Consider the following 17,067-nt stretch of genomic DNA (forward strand, 5'->3'; position numbering starts at 1 on the left):
CGATGGTCGAGCGTAATCGGCGCCCGCTCAGCGCCGTCCGTTCGGTCCATCCCACTCATGGTTCTCGCCCTCGCCGCGCTGGCTGGAACGACCCGGCTCCTCGTAGCCGTCGTGGCCGTAGCCACCGCGCTCCTGGCCGGAAGCGTCCTGCTGCGGGTTGCTCCACGGCTGGTAGCCGTGCCGGGACTCGCCCGGCTCGCTCCAGCCGCCGCCGTAACCCGGCTGGCCGGCGGGCTGCTGCGATTCCTCCCGCGGCGGCCAGCCCGGGGCCGACCAACCGGCCGGAGCGCCGTAGTCCGGACGCGAGCCGTGCGTGCCGCCCTGACGCGGGTACGCCTGGGTCGGCGCATGCGGCGCCGGGTAGCCGCCGGACGCGGGCTGGCCCGGGTAGCCGTACTGCGGCTCGGGGTGGCGGCCGCCGTCCTGCGGATAACCGTTGGCGGGCACGGCCTCCCGCTGAGTGGCGGCGGCCAGCGACGGCTGCACCGGCTCCGGCGGCCAGGACTCGCCGCGTTCGGCGGCCATCTCGCCCGGCGTCTTCACCGGCGGCTTGTCCGAGGGGACGCGCTCGCCGAAGTCGTTGAACGCGGTGATCCTCGGGCGCTTCTCCACCGCGGCGAGGACCTCCTCGAGATCCTTGCGGTGCAGGGTCTCGCGCTCCAGCAGAGCGGTGGCCAGGTCGTCGAGCACGTCGCGGTACTCGTTCAGGATCGCCCACGCCTCGGTGTGCGCGGCCTCGATGAGGTTGCGCACCTCCTCGTCGATCTCGCGTGCGACCTCGTGTGAGTAGTCCGAGCCCATGCCCATCGACCGGCCGAGGAACGGGTCGCCCTGCTCCTGGCCGTAGCGGACGGCGCCCAGGCGCGCGCTCATGCCGTACTCGGTGACCATCGCGCGGGCGATCTTGGTGGCCTGGTCGATATCGGAGGACGCGCCGGTGGTCGGCTCGTGGAACACCAGTTCCTCGGCCGCGCGGCCGCCCATCGCCATGACCAGGCGGGCGATCATCTCCGAGCGGGTCATCAGGCCCTTGTCGTCCTCGGGCACCGTCATGGCGTGGCCGCCGGTGCGGCCGCGGGCCAGGATGGTGACCTTGTAGACCGGCTCGATGTCGGGCATCGCCCAGGCCGCCAGGGTGTGGCCGCCCTCGTGGTAGGCGGTGATCTTCTTCTCGTGCTCGCTGATGATGCGGCTCTTGCGGCGCGGGCCGCCGATCACGCGGTCGACGGATTCCTCCAGCGACTCACCGGTGATGACCGCGCCGTTCTCGCGTGCGGTGAGCAGCGCGGCCTCGTTGATGACGTTGGCCAGATCGGCGCCGGACATGCCGACGGTCCGCTTGGCCAGGCCGTCCAGGTCGGCCTCGGTGGAGATCGGCTTGCCCTGCGAGTGCACCCGCAGGATCGCGCGGCGACCGGCCAGGTCGGGGTTGCTTACCGGGATCTGCCGGTCGAAGCGGCCGGGGCGCAGCAGCGCGGGGTCGAGGATGTCGGGGCGGTTGGTCGCGGCGATCAGGATGATGCCGGTGCGGTCGCCGAAGCCGTCCATCTCGACGAGCAGCTGGTTCAGCGTCTGCTCGCGCTCATCGTGACCACCGCCGAGGCCGGCGCCGCGCTGGCGGCCGACCGCGTCGATCTCGTCGACGAAAATGATGCACGGGCTGTTCTGCTTGGCCTGCTCGAACAGGTCGCGCACGCGGGAGGCGCCGACACCGACGAACATCTCGACGAAGTCCGAACCGGAGATGGTGAAGAAGGGCACACCCGCCTCGCCCGCGACGGCGCGCGCGAGCAGCGTCTTACCGGTGCCGGGCGGGCCGTAGAGCAGAACGCCCTTGGGAATCTTCGCGCCCAGCGCCTGGTAGCGCACGGGGTTCTGCAGGAAGTCCTTGATCTCGTAGAGCTCTTCGACGGCCTCGTCGGCGCCCGCCACGTCGGCGAACGTGGTCTTGGGCATGTCCTTGGACAGCTGCTTGGCCTTGGATTTGCCGAAGCCCATCATGCCGCCGCGGCCGCCGCCCTGCATGCGGGCCATCACGAAGATGAACAGGCCGAGCAGGATCACCATCGGCAGCACGAACAGCAGGATCTGGGTGAACCAGCTCTCCTGCTTGACCTCGGTGTTGTAGGGCGCGCCGGACTTCTGCACGGCGTCGAAGATCTGCGCCGAGGTCTCACCGCCGCCCGGGTACTTCGCGATGATCTTGTTCTGGCCGCCGGTCGCGTCGTTGCCGTTGTTCAGCTCGATGCGCAGCTGCTGTTCGCGGTCGTCGATCTGGACGTTCTTGACGTTGCCCTTGTCGTCCAGCTGGCTCAACGCAACGGAGGTATCGACGCTCTTCCAGCCGCGCGTGTCATTGCCGAAGTAGCTGAACGCATAGATCACGAGCAAGATGCCCGAGACTATGGCCAGGGTGCGGAACACTGTCTTGCGGTTCATAGAGCGTAGGCCGGGCGGCCAGTCCTTTCCGGTGTCTCCGGGTTCTGCCTAGCGAAACGTCGGGCGCGTCGTGGTGCATTCCGCCCGGTCCTACCCGATTCCGGGAGGGTTCGGATGCGGACAAGCCACGTTACCGCGTACGGTCTACTCGATACATCGCGCAGTTCGGCAGTTGGTGCAGTTCGACAGGTAAACGGTCGGAGGACGACGGTGGTTCCCGATTCCTCGCTCCGGTTTACCTCGAGTGGTCACAATCATGGCATGTTCGGCCTATCGTGAGCGACGACACAACATCGCGGCGCGACCGACGGGCACAGAGGCGGACCCCAAAAGGCCCCGGGAGCGCCGCGCGAAACAACACAGCGGCGTGAACGATGGGCACGAAGGCGGCAGCTTGTGTACGACCCCGAAGGGCCTCGGGAAGACCGCGCAATACAACCGCACGCAATACCAGACAGCGGTGTGAACGATGGGCACGCGGCGCCGCGGAACAGAGACGACAGCGGCGCGCGAGCGACACAGGGACGTGACGGCTCGCATCACGACGAAGAGCCCCGGGAACACCGCACCTCGGACAAGAGCGCAGGGGGTATGGACATAGTCGAGCTACGGACACCCACAGCGATAGTGCGCCACGGCCGCGGACGGCTGATCGTTCTGCGACCGGGCAGCGAGGGCGAGCGCGTCTTGGACGTGCCGGTCACCGACCTGCTCAAGGTACGACTCAGCCGACGCGCGGACGATGCCGTCGTCATCGAGATCTATCTGCGCTATCCGACGCCGGTGCTCACGGGCGTACCCGCCGACCGCACGCCGCTTCCCGTACTGATCGCCGAGCACGACGTGCCCGCGGCGGCCGAGATCGTGGAGCGGATCAACGACCAGATCATGGCCGCCCAGCGCATCGACGTGGCGGCGCCCGACCTGAGCCCGCCCGCGCCGACCTGGACCAAGACCGGGCCGACCCGCGCGGACGTGGATCGCGCGGTGCGCAGGATGGCGCCGCGGCGGGAGGCCAAGCCCGCGATCGCGGCGCTGCATCGCTACGTCACGGCCGACGAGTACGTACTGGAGACCGCGGTCACCGTGGCGCACCCGCCTGTCGGCACCGGTCCCGGCCTGCTCGCCGTGACCACAGGACGCCTGCTGTTCATCTCGATCGGTCCGGGCGACCGCTACGCGCACGAGCTGCCCATCCCGGCGGTGCTGTGGGCCAGGTCCACCGAGGGCGCGCCCGTTGCGCCGGGCGAGATCGGCGCGGCACGCGGCGAGACCGGCGTCGAGGTGCACGACGGCAACCTCACCATGCACTTCACCGGCACTGACCGCGCCGACACCGAGCGGGTGACGTGCGCGGTGAACTTCGCGGTCCGCCGCGACTCCGCCGACGGCGCGGCCGGGCCCGCCGATCCCGGTGTGGCGCAGCTGTATTCGGAATGGGAACTGCTCGTCGAGCGGCATTCGCTCGGCATGGTCGACGACGGGCAGTTCCAGCGCTACGGCCGCGGAATCCTGCGTTCCCTCCCGGACTCCGTAGCGACTCCCTGACCGCTCATGCCTGCGCCTCGCTGACGCTCGGCTCAGGCATGCGCGGAGCGCGCTGGCACATGGTTCGCTCACTACGTTCGCTCACGCCTGGTCCGGCCCCTTGTCGTTCAGCGCGATGCGGCGCCAGGGGCTGGTCGGGCGGGTCCACAGCCGAAGCAGTTCCATGCGCCGGTCCACGCCGCCGTTCTTGAGTTCGGCCAGGTCCTCGCAGGCCTGCCAGTAGGTCCAGCCGGCGAGATAGGCGTCGCCGAACTGGCGCCAGTTGCGGTATTTGCGCTGCGCCAGCGGCAGTGCGCGCATGAGGTATCCCCAGGCCACGTCGGCTTCCAGATAGCCCGCCGTGAACGCCATGCGCGCGACCGCGACGACGCGAGCCAGATCCCAGGCGTGGATGTCGGTGGGCAGCGGGCGAGCCAGGTGGTCGGTGAAGCCGATCTTGATGGCCTGGGACCAGATGTCGTAGTCGCGGACCAGCGCCTCGGGGTTGTCCATGCCGCGGAACGAGCCGACCTGGCGCAGGAACGCGCGATGCCGGTCGGCGCGTTCGCCGAAGCGGTCGCGTTCGCTGGCGTTGATCGACGCCATGACGAGCGGATGCACCATCGCGTAAAGGGGAGCGTGCATACCGTCCAGCAACTGCTCCATCGACGCCTGCGCCTCGGTGCCGTCGGTGATGCCCCAGGCGCCGGTGAGGGTGTCGATGGCCAGCTCCCTGCGATCACCGAGCGGATGCTCCCGTTCGGGACCGAGCAGCAGGGCGTCGTGGAAGGCGTCCCAGCGGGCGGAGTAGAAACCGCCGAGCGAGAGGGCGCGCAGCTCGTCGTCGGATATCGCGGCACCGGACCAGTGGTCCTCTTCCCGCTTGTCGAGCTCTTCGTACGGGAAGGTCGTCAACGTGGGTATACCGCGGGGTGGCATGCCTCCGATTGTTCCCCATGGATCCGCTCTGGGCTGTGCTTATCGCCGACGCGTCCGCATCTTCGCGAGCGATGTCCCCAACTTCGCGAGAGAATTTCGACGCGCCTGTTTCTTGCCCTGACGCATCGGCGGACAGAGGGCTACTGTGCACGCATGTGTAAGAGCATCACCGTCCTGCGTGGCCTGGAACCTGCCGCTACCGAGCAGGAAATCTACGCTGCCGCACTGCAGTACGTGCGCAAGGTCGGTGGGGTTTCCGGCCTCAGCAGCACGACCAAAGCGGCCGTGGACAAAGCGGTGGCGACCATCGCCGCGGCGACAACGACGCTGCTCGCGGAGCTGCCGGACACCACAATCGCGCCGTCCACCGAACCGGCGGTGCGGCGATCCGAGCTGGACTAGACAGGGCCTAGACCCCGTAGGCCTCCACGCAGGCGAGCGCGACCTCCAACGGCAGGCTGCGCTGCTCGATCGGATGGCCGAGCAGTTCCTCGATCCGCTGGATTCGGTAGCGGACGGTGTTCTTGTGTACCCCGAGCAGTTTCGCCGTGGCCTCCGGGCTGCGATGACTGGCGAGGTAGGCGTGCAGGGTCCGGCGCAACCGGACCGCGTTGGCGTCGGAGCCGGCGAGCTCGCGCAGCTCGCGGTGGATCAGGCCGCGCATGGCGGCCTCGTCCGCTCCGGCGAGATAGGCGATCTCGACATCGCGGTAGGCGGTGACGCGCGTCCCGTCACCGGGGGCCAGCTCCGCGACGTGCCGCGCCGCGACCGCTTCCCGATGGCTGGAGCGGAAACCCTCCGCCCGCGCGGCGGGCACCCCGACAGCGATCCGCACCGGCGCGGACACGTGGGCGGCGAGGAGCTTCTCGAGCCTGCCGGGAGCGGCGAGATCGGAGGCGTGCGCCGCGTCGTCGAGACCGGCCCACGCCCACATCCCGCTGGCCCCGGAGGGCACGGTGAGCAGTAGCGCGCTGCCGAGTTCGGCGGCCACCCGCGCGGCTGCGCGGTCGAGCAGCCCGGTCGACTCCCCGTCACCGCCGGGTTCGGATTCGTCGGTCCACAGCACGAAAGCGAGATGCTGCCTGCCGAGCCGGTAACCGAGCCGGATCGAGGCCTGGTCGGCGTCGATGTCCTCCCCGGACAGCAGCGCGTGCACGGTCTCGGTGCGCCGGTTCAGCGCCGCGCGCAGCACCCGCTCACGCTCCTCCATATAGGTGTCGGTGAGCAGTTCCACCGACATGCTGACCCATTTGGTCGACCGGTCGAACAGCCGCAGCATGACGGCGCGCTCGATCTCCTGCGGTACGTCGCGCTGCTCGACGGCGTCGGTCATGTAGTCGAGCACCGCCTCCATGCCCGCGTGGTAGGTGCGCAGCAGCAGTCGCAGGTCGAAGCCGCGGCGGGCGATGGTGCGCGCGAAGGCGTGCGCTTCCTCGGGTAACGCGAATTCGAATGTGTCGCTGGTCAACCCGCTCAGCATGGTCCTGGCGTGCGCCCTCGTGCTCGCGGCGAGGTCGCGGCTCATGTCGCGATCGGCCAGTTCCGGCACCCGCGCGACGATCGCGCCGTCGAGCCGGTCGACGACCTGATCGAGCGTGTCGGTCCGCATCGTCTCGTAGACGTAGTCGGCCAGCCAGTCGCGCACCACCGCGCTGTTCGGCCCGACGCGAACGCCCGGTCCCGAAGCGCCGGACGCACCTTCGACATTTTGTACTTTCGACACAATTCGACCCGTTCCGCTTGACAAGATGGGCCAAGAAACTCGCTCACCATTGTGTCACGATCATAGTTCAGTGAGCTGGTTCACAGCGCCGAGCGACTGGGCGCACACAACGTCAGTGGGAGACAGCAGTGACCAACACCGAGTCCTCGCCGAGCACGGCGAAGAAGGCGTCCGCGCGCAAACCTGTCGCGAAGAAGGACGCGCCCGCCGTCATCGAGGTACGCAATCCCGGCACCGGCCAGATCGTCGGCACGGTACCCGCGCAGAGCGCCGACGAGGTCGCGGCGAAGGTGCGCGAACTGCGGCTCTACCAGCCGGAGTGGGAGGCCATCGGCGCCGAGGGCCGCAAGGAATGGCTGCTGAAACTCCAGGACTGGCTGATCGACAACACCGAGCATCTCGCCGACGTGCTCCAGTCCGAGACCTCCAAGCCGCGCGCCGACGCCCTCATCGATCCGTCCTTCGGCGCCGACCTGATCGGCTACTACGCGCGCCGCGCAGGCAAGTTCCTCGCCGACGACCACCCGTCGCCGCACAGTCCGCTGGCCCGCGTCAAGAAGCTCACCACCGCCTACCGGCCGTACCCGGTGGTCGGCGTCATCACCCCGTGGAACTTCCCGCTGGCCATGCCGGTGATGGATGTGATCCCGGCGCTCGCCGCGGGCGCCGCGGTGATCCTCAAGCCGTCCGAGGTCACCCCGCTGTCCGCGCTCGAATTGGCAAGGGGCTGGGCGGAGATCGGCGCGCCGCCGGTGTTCACCGTGGTCACCGGCGCGGGCGAGACCGGAGCCGCCGTGGTCGGCAATGCCGATTACCTCCAGTTCACCGGCTCCACCGCTACCGGCCGCAAGATCGCGGCGGCGTGTGTGGAGCGGATGATTCCGTACAGCCTCGAACTCGGCGGCAAGGATCCGGCCATCGTGCTCGCCGACGCGGACCTCGATCGCGCGGCGCACGGCATCGCCTTCGGCGGCATGTTCAACGCGGGTCAGGTGTGCATCTCGGTCGAGCGCGTCTACGTCGAAGCGCCCGTCTACGACGAGTTCGTCGCCAAGCTGACCGCCAATGTGCAGGCGCTGCGCCAGGGCATCGACGGTCGCGAGCTGAAGCACGACGTGGGCGCGCTGGCCAACGAGAACCAGGTGAACATCGTGCAGCGCCACGTCGATGAGGCGGTCGCGGCGGGCGCGAAGGTGCTCACCGGCGGCAAGCGCACCGGCCAGGGCACCTTCTTCGAGCCGACGGTGCTCGTCGACGTGGATCACAGCATGTCGTGCGTGGCCGAGGAGACGTTCGGCCCGACGCTGCCGGTGATGAAGGTCGCCGACGAGGCCGAGGCGATCCGGCTGGCCAACGATTCCGTCTACGGCCTGTCGGCCTCGGTGTGGACCGGTGACAAGGAGCGCGGCGAGCGCATCGCCCGCCAGCTGAACGCGGGCGCGGTGAACATCAACGACGTCTTCGCCAACCTGTTCAGCTACGCGCTGCCGATGGGCGGCTGGGGGCTGTCCGGCGTCGGCGCGCGCTGGGGCGGTGCCAACGGCGTGCGCAAGTACTGCCGCCAGCAGGCGATCACCAAGCCGATCCTGCCCACCCAGCAGAAGGAACTGTTCTGGTACCCGTACCAGAACATCAAGCTGCTCACCGCGCTGGGCGCCATGCGTGCCGCGGGCGCGCGCGGCCTGCGCCGCATCGACATCCCCGCACTGCTGAAGCTCAAGGGAGACAACAAGTGACCGACCCGGCGAAGATCCGAGGCAAAGTCGTCGTCATCACCGGCGGCGCTCGCGGCATCGGCCTGGCCACCGCCAGCGCGTTGCAGGCGCTCGGCGCCAAGATCGCGATCGGCGATGTCGACGAGACCACCGTCAAGGAATCCGGCGTCGCGCGCGGCTTCGAGCTGTACGGCAAGCTCGACGTCACCGACGCGAACTCGTTCGAGTCGTTCCTGGACGAGGTCGAGCGCACCCTCGGCCCGATCGACGTGCTCATCAACAACGCGGGCATCATGCCGACCGGCAAGCTGGTCGACGAGCCGGATCAGATCACCCGCCGCATCCTGGACATCAACGTCTACGGGGTGATCCTCGGCTCCAAGCTGGCGCTGGCCAGGATGCTGCCGCGCCGCAGCGGGCACGTCATCAACGTCGCCTCGCTCGCGGGCGAGACGCACATCCCCGGGCTGGCCACCTACAACGCCAGCAAGCACGCGGTGCTCGGCTTCACCGACACTCTCCGCGAGGAGTACCGCGACACGGGCGTGCGTTTCTCCTCGGTGCTGCCGACGCTGACCAACACCGAGCTCGGCTCCGGTGTGTCCGCGCCGAAGCTGCTGCGGCCCGCCGAGCCGGAGGAGATCGCCGACGCGATCGTCGGGCTGATCGAGACGCCGCGGTCCAAGGTCAGGGTCACCGCGGTGGCCGGGATCATCTCCCAGGTCGTCGGCCTGCTGCCGGAAGCCGTCGGCGACGGTATCGCGCGGGCGCTGGGCTCGAGTCGCGCGTTCCTCGACGACGTGGACGCCGACAAGCGCAAGGCCTACGAGGAACGAGCACGGGGCGTGTAAAGCCACCCGGGCGGGTCGGAAGGCGCTGTGATCACGGTTTGCCGTCGATCACAGCGCCTTCGTCATGTGTGCCGGATGTCGCACCCGGCGGGGTGGCTGGTGGCAGCCGCCGTCACTCGTTCTATGCAACCATACGGTCAAATTGTGACCAATATCACTCATTTCGGCCGTAACAAGATCCACCCGGTCAGCGACTGGTTTCTGTTCGGTGACTGAGTTAGCGGATCGCGCGGGGCCGTCCACAACGCAGATCACGGATCTGTAACATAAGCGCTGGTCAAGCGACCAAGGTATGCGGGCGGCGCCAATGCCGAGGCGGGTGCCGGAAATTCGCCGAGCCGATGGTGCAGATGACCACGTCAGGCAATATGCTGTCCCTAACAAACCTGCCGACTGTTTCGGCACCCGTATCCAAACTTTTCGGCCTGATAAGGCTGGAAATTGAGGACTGATTCTGATAGCAAGGGGCTATGGACCCGCATTTGCGCGACCTGCGGTATTTCGTCGCCGTCGCTGAGGAACTTCATTTCACCAACGCCGCTCAGCGGCTGCATATCGCACAACCGACTCTGTCGCGTCAGATCCGTCAGCTGGAACGCCAGCTCGACGTGGTCCTGTTCGACCGCAACCAGCGCAGTGTCGCGCTGACCGTCGCAGGCAAGGAATTGCTCGAAGGCGCCCGCAAGATCCTCGAACTCTGGGAGGTCACCAACGTCTCCCTGCAAGAGGCGGGCGAGGTGCTGCGCGTCGGCATCCAGTCCGCGCTCGGCCGCGGACTCCTCAACGACCTGGAGAGCGCCAGCGGCCACCGGCTGGCGCTGCACGCCGCCTCCTGGACCGACCCGTCCAGCGGTCTGGCCGGTCGGCAGGCCGACCTGGCCCTGGTCTGGCTGCCGCTGCCGGACCCGAACCGGTACCGCTGGGAAGTCCTGCGCACCGAGCCGCGCTGGGTGCTGCTACCGGAGAACCACCCGCTGGCCGATCAGGAGGCCATCGACTTCGCCGACCTGCTCGACGAGCCGTTCATCGCGCTGCCCTCCGAGGCGGGCGCGGTGCGCGACTTCTGGCTGGGCAACGACGCGCGCAACGGCCGCCAGCCCAAGATCGGCGCCGAGGCGGCCACGCCCGAGGACAAGCTGGAGGCCGTGAGCCTCGGTCTCGGTGTCTGCCTGCTCGCCGAGAACAACGTGCCGATGTACCGCTGGCCGGGCCTCACCGCGCGGCCGCTGATCGGACTCGCCCCGTGCGAGCTCGCGGTCGCGTGGCGGGCCGACGACGCTCGTCCGACCATCCTGGAATTCGCGGCGCGCGCCGTCGAGGGTGGCTTCTCCACCCAGCAGCCACTGGCCAGCTGACGTTTCCCGGCGCACCGTCAGCGCACGGTGCGCCGCCAGGGGTGCAGCAGTTCGAGTTGGGCGGAAAGGCGCAGCACGGTGGCTTCGCTGCCGGGCGGACCGGCCAGCTGGGCGGCGACCGGCGTGCCGGAGTAGGGGTGCATGCCCATCGGCACGGAGGCGGCGGGCCAGCCGACCAGATTCCAGATCGGCGTGAACGGCGAGAAGCGGAAGCCGGTGAGCACATTGGCGAGCCAGCCTCTGCGGTGCCAGGCGCGCGCCCGCGGGGGCGCGGTGGCCAGCGTGGGAGTGATCACCACGTCGTAGTCTTCGAAGAATTCGAGCAGCCGGGCTTCGATGCGGTCGACCTGGGCGGCCCGCACCAGCCCGAGCCGCTGGACGAAGCGGCCGATCGCCAGATGACGGCGGGTGCGCGATTGCAGACGTTCGGGATGGGCGAGGGTGGCGGCCTCGGGCAGCGCCACCGTCAGCCAGCGGAGCAGCAGTGCGAGTACGGCGTCGCCGTAGGGCAGCGCGGTCGTCTCCACCCGGTGTCCCGCGGCCGCTGCGACGGCCGCGGCTTTGCGCGCGGCGGCGGCCCAGTGCGGGTCGACGCGGGCCAGCCGGGAGGGCGGTGTGACGACCAGCGCGATGCGTAGTCGGCCGGGCGGTTCCAGGTCGGCTAGGTCCGGACGGGCGGCCATGACCGATAGCGCGAGCGCGGCGTCGCCGACGGTCGTCGCGAGCACGCCGTTCTCCACCATGCCGGCCCACGAGTCGACGCCGACCTCCGCGGGCACGGTGTGCCTGCCCGGCTTGATTCCGTAGACGCCACAGCTGGCCGCGGGGATGCGCACCGAGCCGAGGCCGTCGTTGCCGTGCGCCACCGGAACGAATCCCGCCGCGACCGCCGCGGCCGCGCCGCCCGAGGACCCACCCGTGCTGCGCGTGATGTCCCACGGATTCCTGGCGGTCCGGTGCTGGTCGTCGGTGGTCGCCCAGAGCCCGAGCTCCGGGGTCGTGGTGAGTCCGACGACGACGGCGCCCGCGTCGCGCAGCCTGCGCACCACCGGGTGGTCGGCCGTGGCCTCGCCGGTGTCGGTCGCGGCCGAACCGCACAGCACCGTTTCGCCCGTCACCGGGATGTTGTGCTTGATCGCCACCGGCACGCCCGCCAGCGGCAGCACGTCCAGATCCTCGCGCTGCTCCAGCGCGATGGCCTCGGCGACGGCGCGCTTGGCGCGCACCACGCTGAACGCGCCCGTTGTCGCGTCCTCGGTGGTGATGAGCTCGATAGCCGCGTCGACGACCTCGGTGGGCCTCAGCGAGCCCTCCCGCACAGCCGCGGCGATGACCGCCGCAGGCCCCCGCGGCGCCTCTGCTTCCCCGCCGGAATGCGGCCCCCCTGGCTCGCTCTCGCCCATGCGTACCTCCTGGGCGGACGGTTTTTCCGTACTAGCGGTTTCGGTGATTGCAGCCAAGCCCTCCGCTACCGCCGTAGCCTTGTTGTGCATGTGCTGATTCGCCCCCGTCGCATCGTCGTCGAAATCGGGTGATCCGCTGTTGTGGCGCAAGTTATCATTCCCGATACCGCTCGGGGGACGATGACGTCGGGTGTGGCGGATTTTATCCGGTACACCCAGCGATCGACAGTGCGGATTTCCCGATCATCCGCCACAGCTAGCAGGTCCGAGAATGAGTGCCGACTCCGATAGAAATACCCGTCCGGACACGGCTTCCGACACCGAGGCCGACGGCCGGTTGCGCAGATCCGATCTCGTCGCGGTCGAGGCCTTCGCCGCGGCGTGGGCCGCCGTGCTCGGCATCGCCCCAGATGAGGGGCCCGGACTACTCCCCGAGATCAGCGCGTTCCTCCCCGACGCGCGGACCCTGCGCCGTCAGGCGCTGATCGAACTGATCCGGGTGGATATGCGGTACCGGTGGCTGCGCAAGGCCGCGGCAGGACCGCCTCGTCCGGAAACACCCCCGCCAACGCCGCGGCGCAAACGATTGGCCGAATACTGCGCCGAATTCCCCGAGCTCGAACCACAGAACATACCAGCCGGTTTGGTGTACGAGGAATTCGTCGTCCGCCGTCAGAGCGGCGAGCGCGTCGACCCGCGGGAATGTCTGCTCGAATATCCGTCCCAAGCGGCCGAGTTACGCGATCTTCTGAATGCCGACGACATCGACCAGAGCACCCGCTGGGCCCCGCTGGAGGAATCGTTGCGAGCGCCGGGCGAGGACTTCGGCAGCACCGGCGGTGACGCCACCCGCGCCGCGCTCGACGACGCCACCCGCACCGCGCTCGCGTCCACCACTCCGCCTGATCGCACCGACGCGCTGAACCAAAACACCGCATCGGTTCGTGGTAGAGGCGTGAATCCCACGGCGGAGGCAACGAGTACCGCCGATCTGACCGGAACCGCAACCGCGATCGGCACCACGATGGGTACCGGGCCGGGTCGTCTCGACCCCCTGGACCGCATCGAGGTCGGCCAGCGCGTCGACGACTTCGACCTGCTGACCGGTCTGGGCAGCGGTGCGTTCGCCCGGGTCTTCCTGGCCAGGCAGCGCTCCATGCAGCGGCTCGTCGCGGTGAAGATCTCCGCCGACCGCGGCACCGAGCCGCAGACCCTCGCCCAGCTCGACCACGACTACATCGTGCGGGTCTTCGACCAGCGGCTGCTCGACGCGGGCGAAACGAGCGGGACCGCGCGGCGGTTGCGCCTGCTCTACATGCAGTTCCTCCCCGGCGGCACGCTGCTCGGCGTGTTGCGTTGGGTGCGCGCCACCTCGCCGGAGGAACGCAGCGGCCGGCTGCTGCTCGACGCGGTGGACGCGGCGATGGAGGAGAAGGGCGAGATCCGCCCGACCGATTCCAGCGTGCGCGCCGAGATCGCCACACTGAGCTGGCCGGAGACCGTCGCCTGGCTGGGCCGCAGGCTGGCCGAGGCGCTCGACTACGCCTCCGCGCACGGCGTGCTGCACCGCGACGTGAAGCCGGCCAACGTGCTGCTCACCGCCGAGGCCGTGCCGAAGCTCGCCGACTTCAACATCAGCTTCAGCCGCAATGTGGAGGGCACCAGCCCGGTCGCCTACTTCGGCGGCTCGCTGGCCTACATGTCGCCCGAACAGCTGGAGGCCTGTCATCCCGGCCGCGAGCGTTCCGCCGCCGACCTCGACACCCGCTCGGATATCTTCTCGCTCGGCGTGGTGCTGTGGGAACTGCTCACCGGCGCGAAGCCCTTCGACGACACCACCGCCGGCGCGGGCACCCGCGGCGACGACACCACGCTGGAGGCGATGCTGGAGCGGCGCAGCGTCGGGGTGGACGCCGCGGCGCAGGAGCGGATACCGAAGGACTGTCCCGCGGCACTGCGCCGCGTGCTGATGACCTGCCTGCGACCCGAGCGCAGCGAACGCTGGTCCGACGGCGCGACGCTGGCCAAACAGCTCGACCTGTGCCTGGACGAACGCGCGCGCGACCTGGTCGACCCGAAGCCGGGCAGCTGGCGGCAGCGGTTGCAGCCCTACATCATCCCGGTGCTGATCGTGGCGATCGCGCTGCCGAACATGCTGGCCTCGCTCTACAACATCCAGCACAACCAGAACCTCATCGTGGACCGAATGCCCGAGGACGCTCAGAGCACCTTCCTGATCATCACCGGTGTGGTGAACGCGGTGTTCTTTCCGATCGGGTTCTTCACCATCATCTACTCGTCGCGCTACGTACTCTCGGTGACCAAGGGGCTGCGCAAAGGCAAACGCTACGACCCGGACACCTTGCGCCGCGCCAGAACCGACACGTTGCGGCTCGGCGAGACAGCGGTGCTCATCCCGTTCCTGCTGTGGCTGCTCGCCGCGTTCACCTTCCCGATCGCGATGCAGCTGTCCACCGGCGGCATTCCCGCCCGCGCGGTAGTGCACTTCATGGCCTCGCTGCTGGTCTGCGGCGCGATCGCGGCGTCGTACCCGTTCTTCCTCGCGACCTTCTACCTGATCCGCAGCATCTATCCGATCTTCCTGCGGCACGGGGACATCAGCGTCGAGGACGCGGACCGGCTGCGCGGACTCGACCGGCGGGCCAACGGCTACCTGGCGATCGCCGCCTCGGTGCCGCTGCTCGCGGTGGCCGGGGTGACCTTCCTGCCGCCCGAAGACATCCCCATGGTGATCTTCGCGGTGCGTGTGCTGTGCGCGGGCGCCATCGTCGCCTTCGTCGGGTCGTATCTGCTGTTCCGTGCCCTCGAGGCGGACCTGCGCGCGCTGGAGCGGGTGGTCGCCAGCGGCGAGACCGGCCCGCAGCAGGGTGCGCAACGTCGCGCGCGCCGGTACGACAGTCGGCCGCGCGCCGCCGCGGAGCGGCCGTGACCGTCGCGCCCGTGAACCCGGTCGCCCGCTTCACCGCCGATTGGCAGCGCTGCCTGCGCGGTGCGGGCGCGAACCCACCGCGCCTGGCCGACTACGTTCCCGACGGCACCGAGGTCAGGGTCGCGGTGCTCGCCGACCTGGTCCGCATCGACCTGCGGCACCGCTGGGGCGGCCGCGGGCCCGCGAAGCGCATCGAGGAGTACCGCAAGGAATTTCCCGAGGTCGGCAACAGTCCGGAGCTGGTCGACCTGGTGTGCGAGGAATTCATCGCCCGGCGCGGCCGCGGTCCGCTCCCGCTGGAGGAGTTCCTCGCGGAGTACCCCGAACTGGCCGACGCGGTGCGCGACCGGCTCACCGGCGACCACTATCACTCGGGAATGGTGCACGTCGATCGCGACCCCGGCGAACTCGCGCCAGGGCAGCGGATCGATGATTTCGACCTGCGGACCGAACTGGGCCGCGGCCGCGCCGGACGGGTGTTCCTGGCCAGGCAGCGGTCCATGCAGCGGGTGGTCGCGGTGCGGGTGGCCACGGCGGGCGGCGCGGACCCGCAGCCGATGGTCCAGCTCGATCACCCCCATATCGTCCGGGTATTCGACGAGCGGGTGCTCACCTCCGGCGGCGAGATCAGCAGCCTCGTCTACATGCAGTACCTGCCCGGCGGCACCGCGGCGGAGTTGTTGCGGCGTCGCCGCGCGGCCGACGCGGAGATGGGCGGCGCGCTGCTGCTCGGCGCGCTGGACGCGGCGATCGAGGCGAAGGGCGAGATCCGGCCCTCGGACTCCCTGGTGCGCGCCGAGCTCGCCACGCTCAGCTGGCCGGAAACGGTGGCCTGGATCGGCCGCCGCCTCGCCGACGCGGTGGGATACGCCGACCGTCACGGCATCGCCCACCACGCCATCGACCCGGCCAACGTGCTGTTCACCAGCGAGGGCATCCCCAAACTCGCCGACTTCACCCCCGGCGAAAGCACCGCCGCGCCGCCCGATTCCTCTGCCGCGCTGCGCGATTGGCTGGCCTATCGGTCTCCGGAACAGCTCGCCGCCGCGCTCGATCCCGACACCCCCGCGCCCGACACCCGCAGCGACCTCTACGCGCTCGGCGTCCTGCTGTGGGAATTGCTGACCGGAACACGACCTTTCGCCGACGAACCCGCCACCGTCGAGGCCGCCCTTCGCACGCGCCGAGCGGGGGTGCTCGCGGCGGCGCTGGCGCAGCTGCCCGCCGACTGCCCGCCCGCACTGCGCCGCGTCCTGCTGACCTGCCTGGAGCCCGATCCGCGGCGGCGCTGGCCGAGCGGCGCGGTGCTGGCCGAGCAGCTGGATCTGTGCCTCGACCCGCGGGCCCGCGACCTGGTCGACCCGCCCGAGCGCAGCTGGCGGGTGCGGCTGCGGGCCTGGCGCGTGGTGCTGGTCGGCCTGGCCATCGCGGTGCCCAACCTGCTGGCCTCGGCCTACAACATCGACCACAACAACATGCTCATGCACAGCAGGCAGTCCGCACAGGCGCAGCGGCAGTTCGAGATCTACTCGGTGATCGTCAACGGCCTCGGCTTCGCCATCAGCACGGTGCTGCTCGTCTACCTGGCCAGATACCTGATCACGGTGCCGCACGGGTTGGCAGCCGGCGTCCGCTACGACAAGGACGTGCTGCGCAAGGCACGCGCCGAGGCCGTGCGACTCGGGGACCGGGCCGCGCTGATCATCTTCACGCTGTGGCTGCTCTCCGGCCTCGTCTATCCGCTCGCCCTGCGCGGCACCACCGACCAGGTATCGGCCAGTGACTACACGCATTTCATGATCCTGCACACGGTCTCCGGCGTCATCGCGATGACGTATCCGTTCCTGCTGATGAACTTCTACATCGTTCGCTGCATCTACCCGATGTTCTTGGGTCAGGGCGGAATCGAACGAGCCGAGGCCGAGGATCTGCGCGCGCTGCGCCGCCGCAGTGGCTTGTATGTGCTGCTCGCCGCATCGGTTCCGCTCATCGCGGTCGCGGGGTCGACCCTGTTGAGCACCCCGGACCTGACCAAGATCATCGTCTCGCTGCGGATAATGTGCATCGCGAGCATCGTCACCTTCGTCGTGGTCTACCTGTTGTTCCGCGCCATGGAACGGGATCTGGACGCGCTGCGGCGCGTGACGGCGCCGGGTCTGTAGCCA

Annotated in this window: 11 protein-coding genes; 7 read left to right on the plus strand and 4 right to left on the minus strand. The window is 69.3% G+C overall.

The window, feature by feature from the left end; genetic code table 11:
• Positions 1-27: 27 nt before the first annotated feature.
• On the minus strand, positions 28-2,439 hold the full coding sequence (gene ftsH, locus AC3ERS_RS13915) for an ATP-dependent zinc metalloprotease FtsH (RefSeq protein WP_431967318.1): 2,412 nt from the start codon (positions 2,437-2,439) through the stop codon (positions 28-30).
• A gap of 591 nt (positions 2,440-3,030) precedes the next feature.
• On the opposite strand from ftsH, the gene AC3ERS_RS13920 reads away from it, so the two are divergent.
• Complete coding sequence (locus AC3ERS_RS13920) at positions 3,031-3,987, plus strand: hypothetical protein (RefSeq protein WP_431967320.1); 957 nt, start codon at positions 3,031-3,033, stop codon at positions 3,985-3,987.
• A gap of 81 nt (positions 3,988-4,068) precedes the next feature.
• Here AC3ERS_RS13920 and AC3ERS_RS13925 read toward each other — a convergent pair whose 3' ends face one another.
• Positions 4,069-4,905: a DUF1266 domain-containing protein gene (locus AC3ERS_RS13925; protein ID WP_431967322.1), complete on the minus strand. Its 837-nt coding sequence runs from the start codon at positions 4,903-4,905 to the stop codon at positions 4,069-4,071.
• Between the two features lie 153 nt (positions 4,906-5,058).
• Between AC3ERS_RS13925 and AC3ERS_RS13930 the strand changes: the two genes are divergently transcribed.
• Complete coding sequence (locus tag AC3ERS_RS13930) at positions 5,059-5,307, plus strand: DUF2277 domain-containing protein (protein ID WP_431967324.1); 249 nt, start codon at positions 5,059-5,061, stop codon at positions 5,305-5,307.
• Between the two features lie 7 nt (positions 5,308-5,314).
• Here AC3ERS_RS13930 and AC3ERS_RS13935 read toward each other — a convergent pair whose 3' ends face one another.
• Positions 5,315-6,628: a PucR family transcriptional regulator gene (locus AC3ERS_RS13935; RefSeq protein WP_431967326.1), complete on the minus strand. Its 1,314-nt coding sequence runs from the start codon at positions 6,626-6,628 to the stop codon at positions 5,315-5,317.
• Positions 6,629-6,756: 128 nt separating this feature from the next.
• On the opposite strand from AC3ERS_RS13935, the gene AC3ERS_RS13940 reads away from it, so the two are divergent.
• The 3 genes from AC3ERS_RS13940 to AC3ERS_RS13950 all read left to right on the plus strand — a co-directional run bounded on the left by AC3ERS_RS13940 (position 6,757) and on the right by AC3ERS_RS13950 (position 10,549).
• On the plus strand, positions 6,757-8,364 hold the full coding sequence (locus tag AC3ERS_RS13940; RefSeq protein ID WP_431967328.1) for an aldehyde dehydrogenase family protein: 1,608 nt from the start codon (positions 6,757-6,759) through the stop codon (positions 8,362-8,364).
• On the plus strand, positions 8,361-9,194 hold the full coding sequence (locus tag AC3ERS_RS13945; protein ID WP_431967330.1) for an SDR family oxidoreductase: 834 nt from the start codon (positions 8,361-8,363) through the stop codon (positions 9,192-9,194). The genes AC3ERS_RS13940 and AC3ERS_RS13945 overlap by 4 nt, the downstream gene beginning before the upstream one ends.
• 470 nt (positions 9,195-9,664) lie before the next feature.
• On the plus strand, positions 9,665-10,549 hold the full coding sequence (locus AC3ERS_RS13950) for a LysR family transcriptional regulator (protein ID WP_431967332.1): 885 nt from the start codon (positions 9,665-9,667) through the stop codon (positions 10,547-10,549).
• 17 nt (positions 10,550-10,566) lie between these two features.
• Here the strand turns inward: AC3ERS_RS13950 and AC3ERS_RS13955 are convergent, their stop codons facing one another.
• Positions 10,567-11,952, minus strand: a complete 1,386-nt coding sequence (locus tag AC3ERS_RS13955; RefSeq protein ID WP_431967334.1) for an amidase — start codon at positions 11,950-11,952, stop codon at positions 10,567-10,569.
• A gap of 271 nt (positions 11,953-12,223) precedes the next feature.
• Here AC3ERS_RS13955 and AC3ERS_RS13960 point away from each other — a divergent pair, with 271 nt between their 5' ends.
• Both AC3ERS_RS13960 and AC3ERS_RS13965 read left to right on the plus strand, forming a co-directional pair.
• Positions 12,224-14,902 carry a serine/threonine-protein kinase gene (locus AC3ERS_RS13960; RefSeq protein ID WP_431967336.1) on the plus strand — a complete coding sequence of 893 codons (2,679 nt, stop codon included), beginning with the start codon at positions 12,224-12,226 and terminating at the stop codon, positions 14,900-14,902.
• Entirely contained in the window at positions 14,899-17,064 is a 2,166-nt protein-coding gene (locus AC3ERS_RS13965) for a serine/threonine protein kinase (protein WP_431967338.1), read from the plus strand. Before AC3ERS_RS13960 ends, AC3ERS_RS13965 begins: the two co-directional genes overlap by 4 nt.
• Positions 17,065-17,067: the final 3 nt, after the last annotated feature.

The sequence above is a fragment of the Nocardia sp. bgisy134 genome (assembly GCF_057708325.1).

Coding starts and splice junctions, on each gene's coding strand:
- AC3ERS_RS13930 (WP_431967324.1), top strand. CDS start 5,059: ATGTGTAAGAGCATCACCGTCCTGCGTGGCCTGGAACCTGCCGCTACC.
- AC3ERS_RS13960 (WP_431967336.1), top strand. CDS start 12,224: ATGAGTGCCGACTCCGATAGAAATACCCGTCCGGACACGGCTTCCGAC.
- AC3ERS_RS13950 (WP_431967332.1), top strand. CDS start 9,665: ATGGACCCGCATTTGCGCGACCTGCGGTATTTCGTCGCCGTCGCTGAG.
- AC3ERS_RS13925 (WP_431967322.1), bottom strand. CDS start 4,905: ATGCCACCCCGCGGTATACCCACGTTGACGACCTTCCCGTACGAAGAG.
- AC3ERS_RS13955 (WP_431967334.1), bottom strand. CDS start 11,952: ATGGGCGAGAGCGAGCCAGGGGGGCCGCATTCCGGCGGGGAAGCAGAG.
- ftsH (WP_431967318.1), bottom strand. CDS start 2,439: ATGAACCGCAAGACAGTGTTCCGCACCCTGGCCATAGTCTCGGGCATC.
- AC3ERS_RS13920 (WP_431967320.1), top strand. CDS start 3,031: ATGGACATAGTCGAGCTACGGACACCCACAGCGATAGTGCGCCACGGC.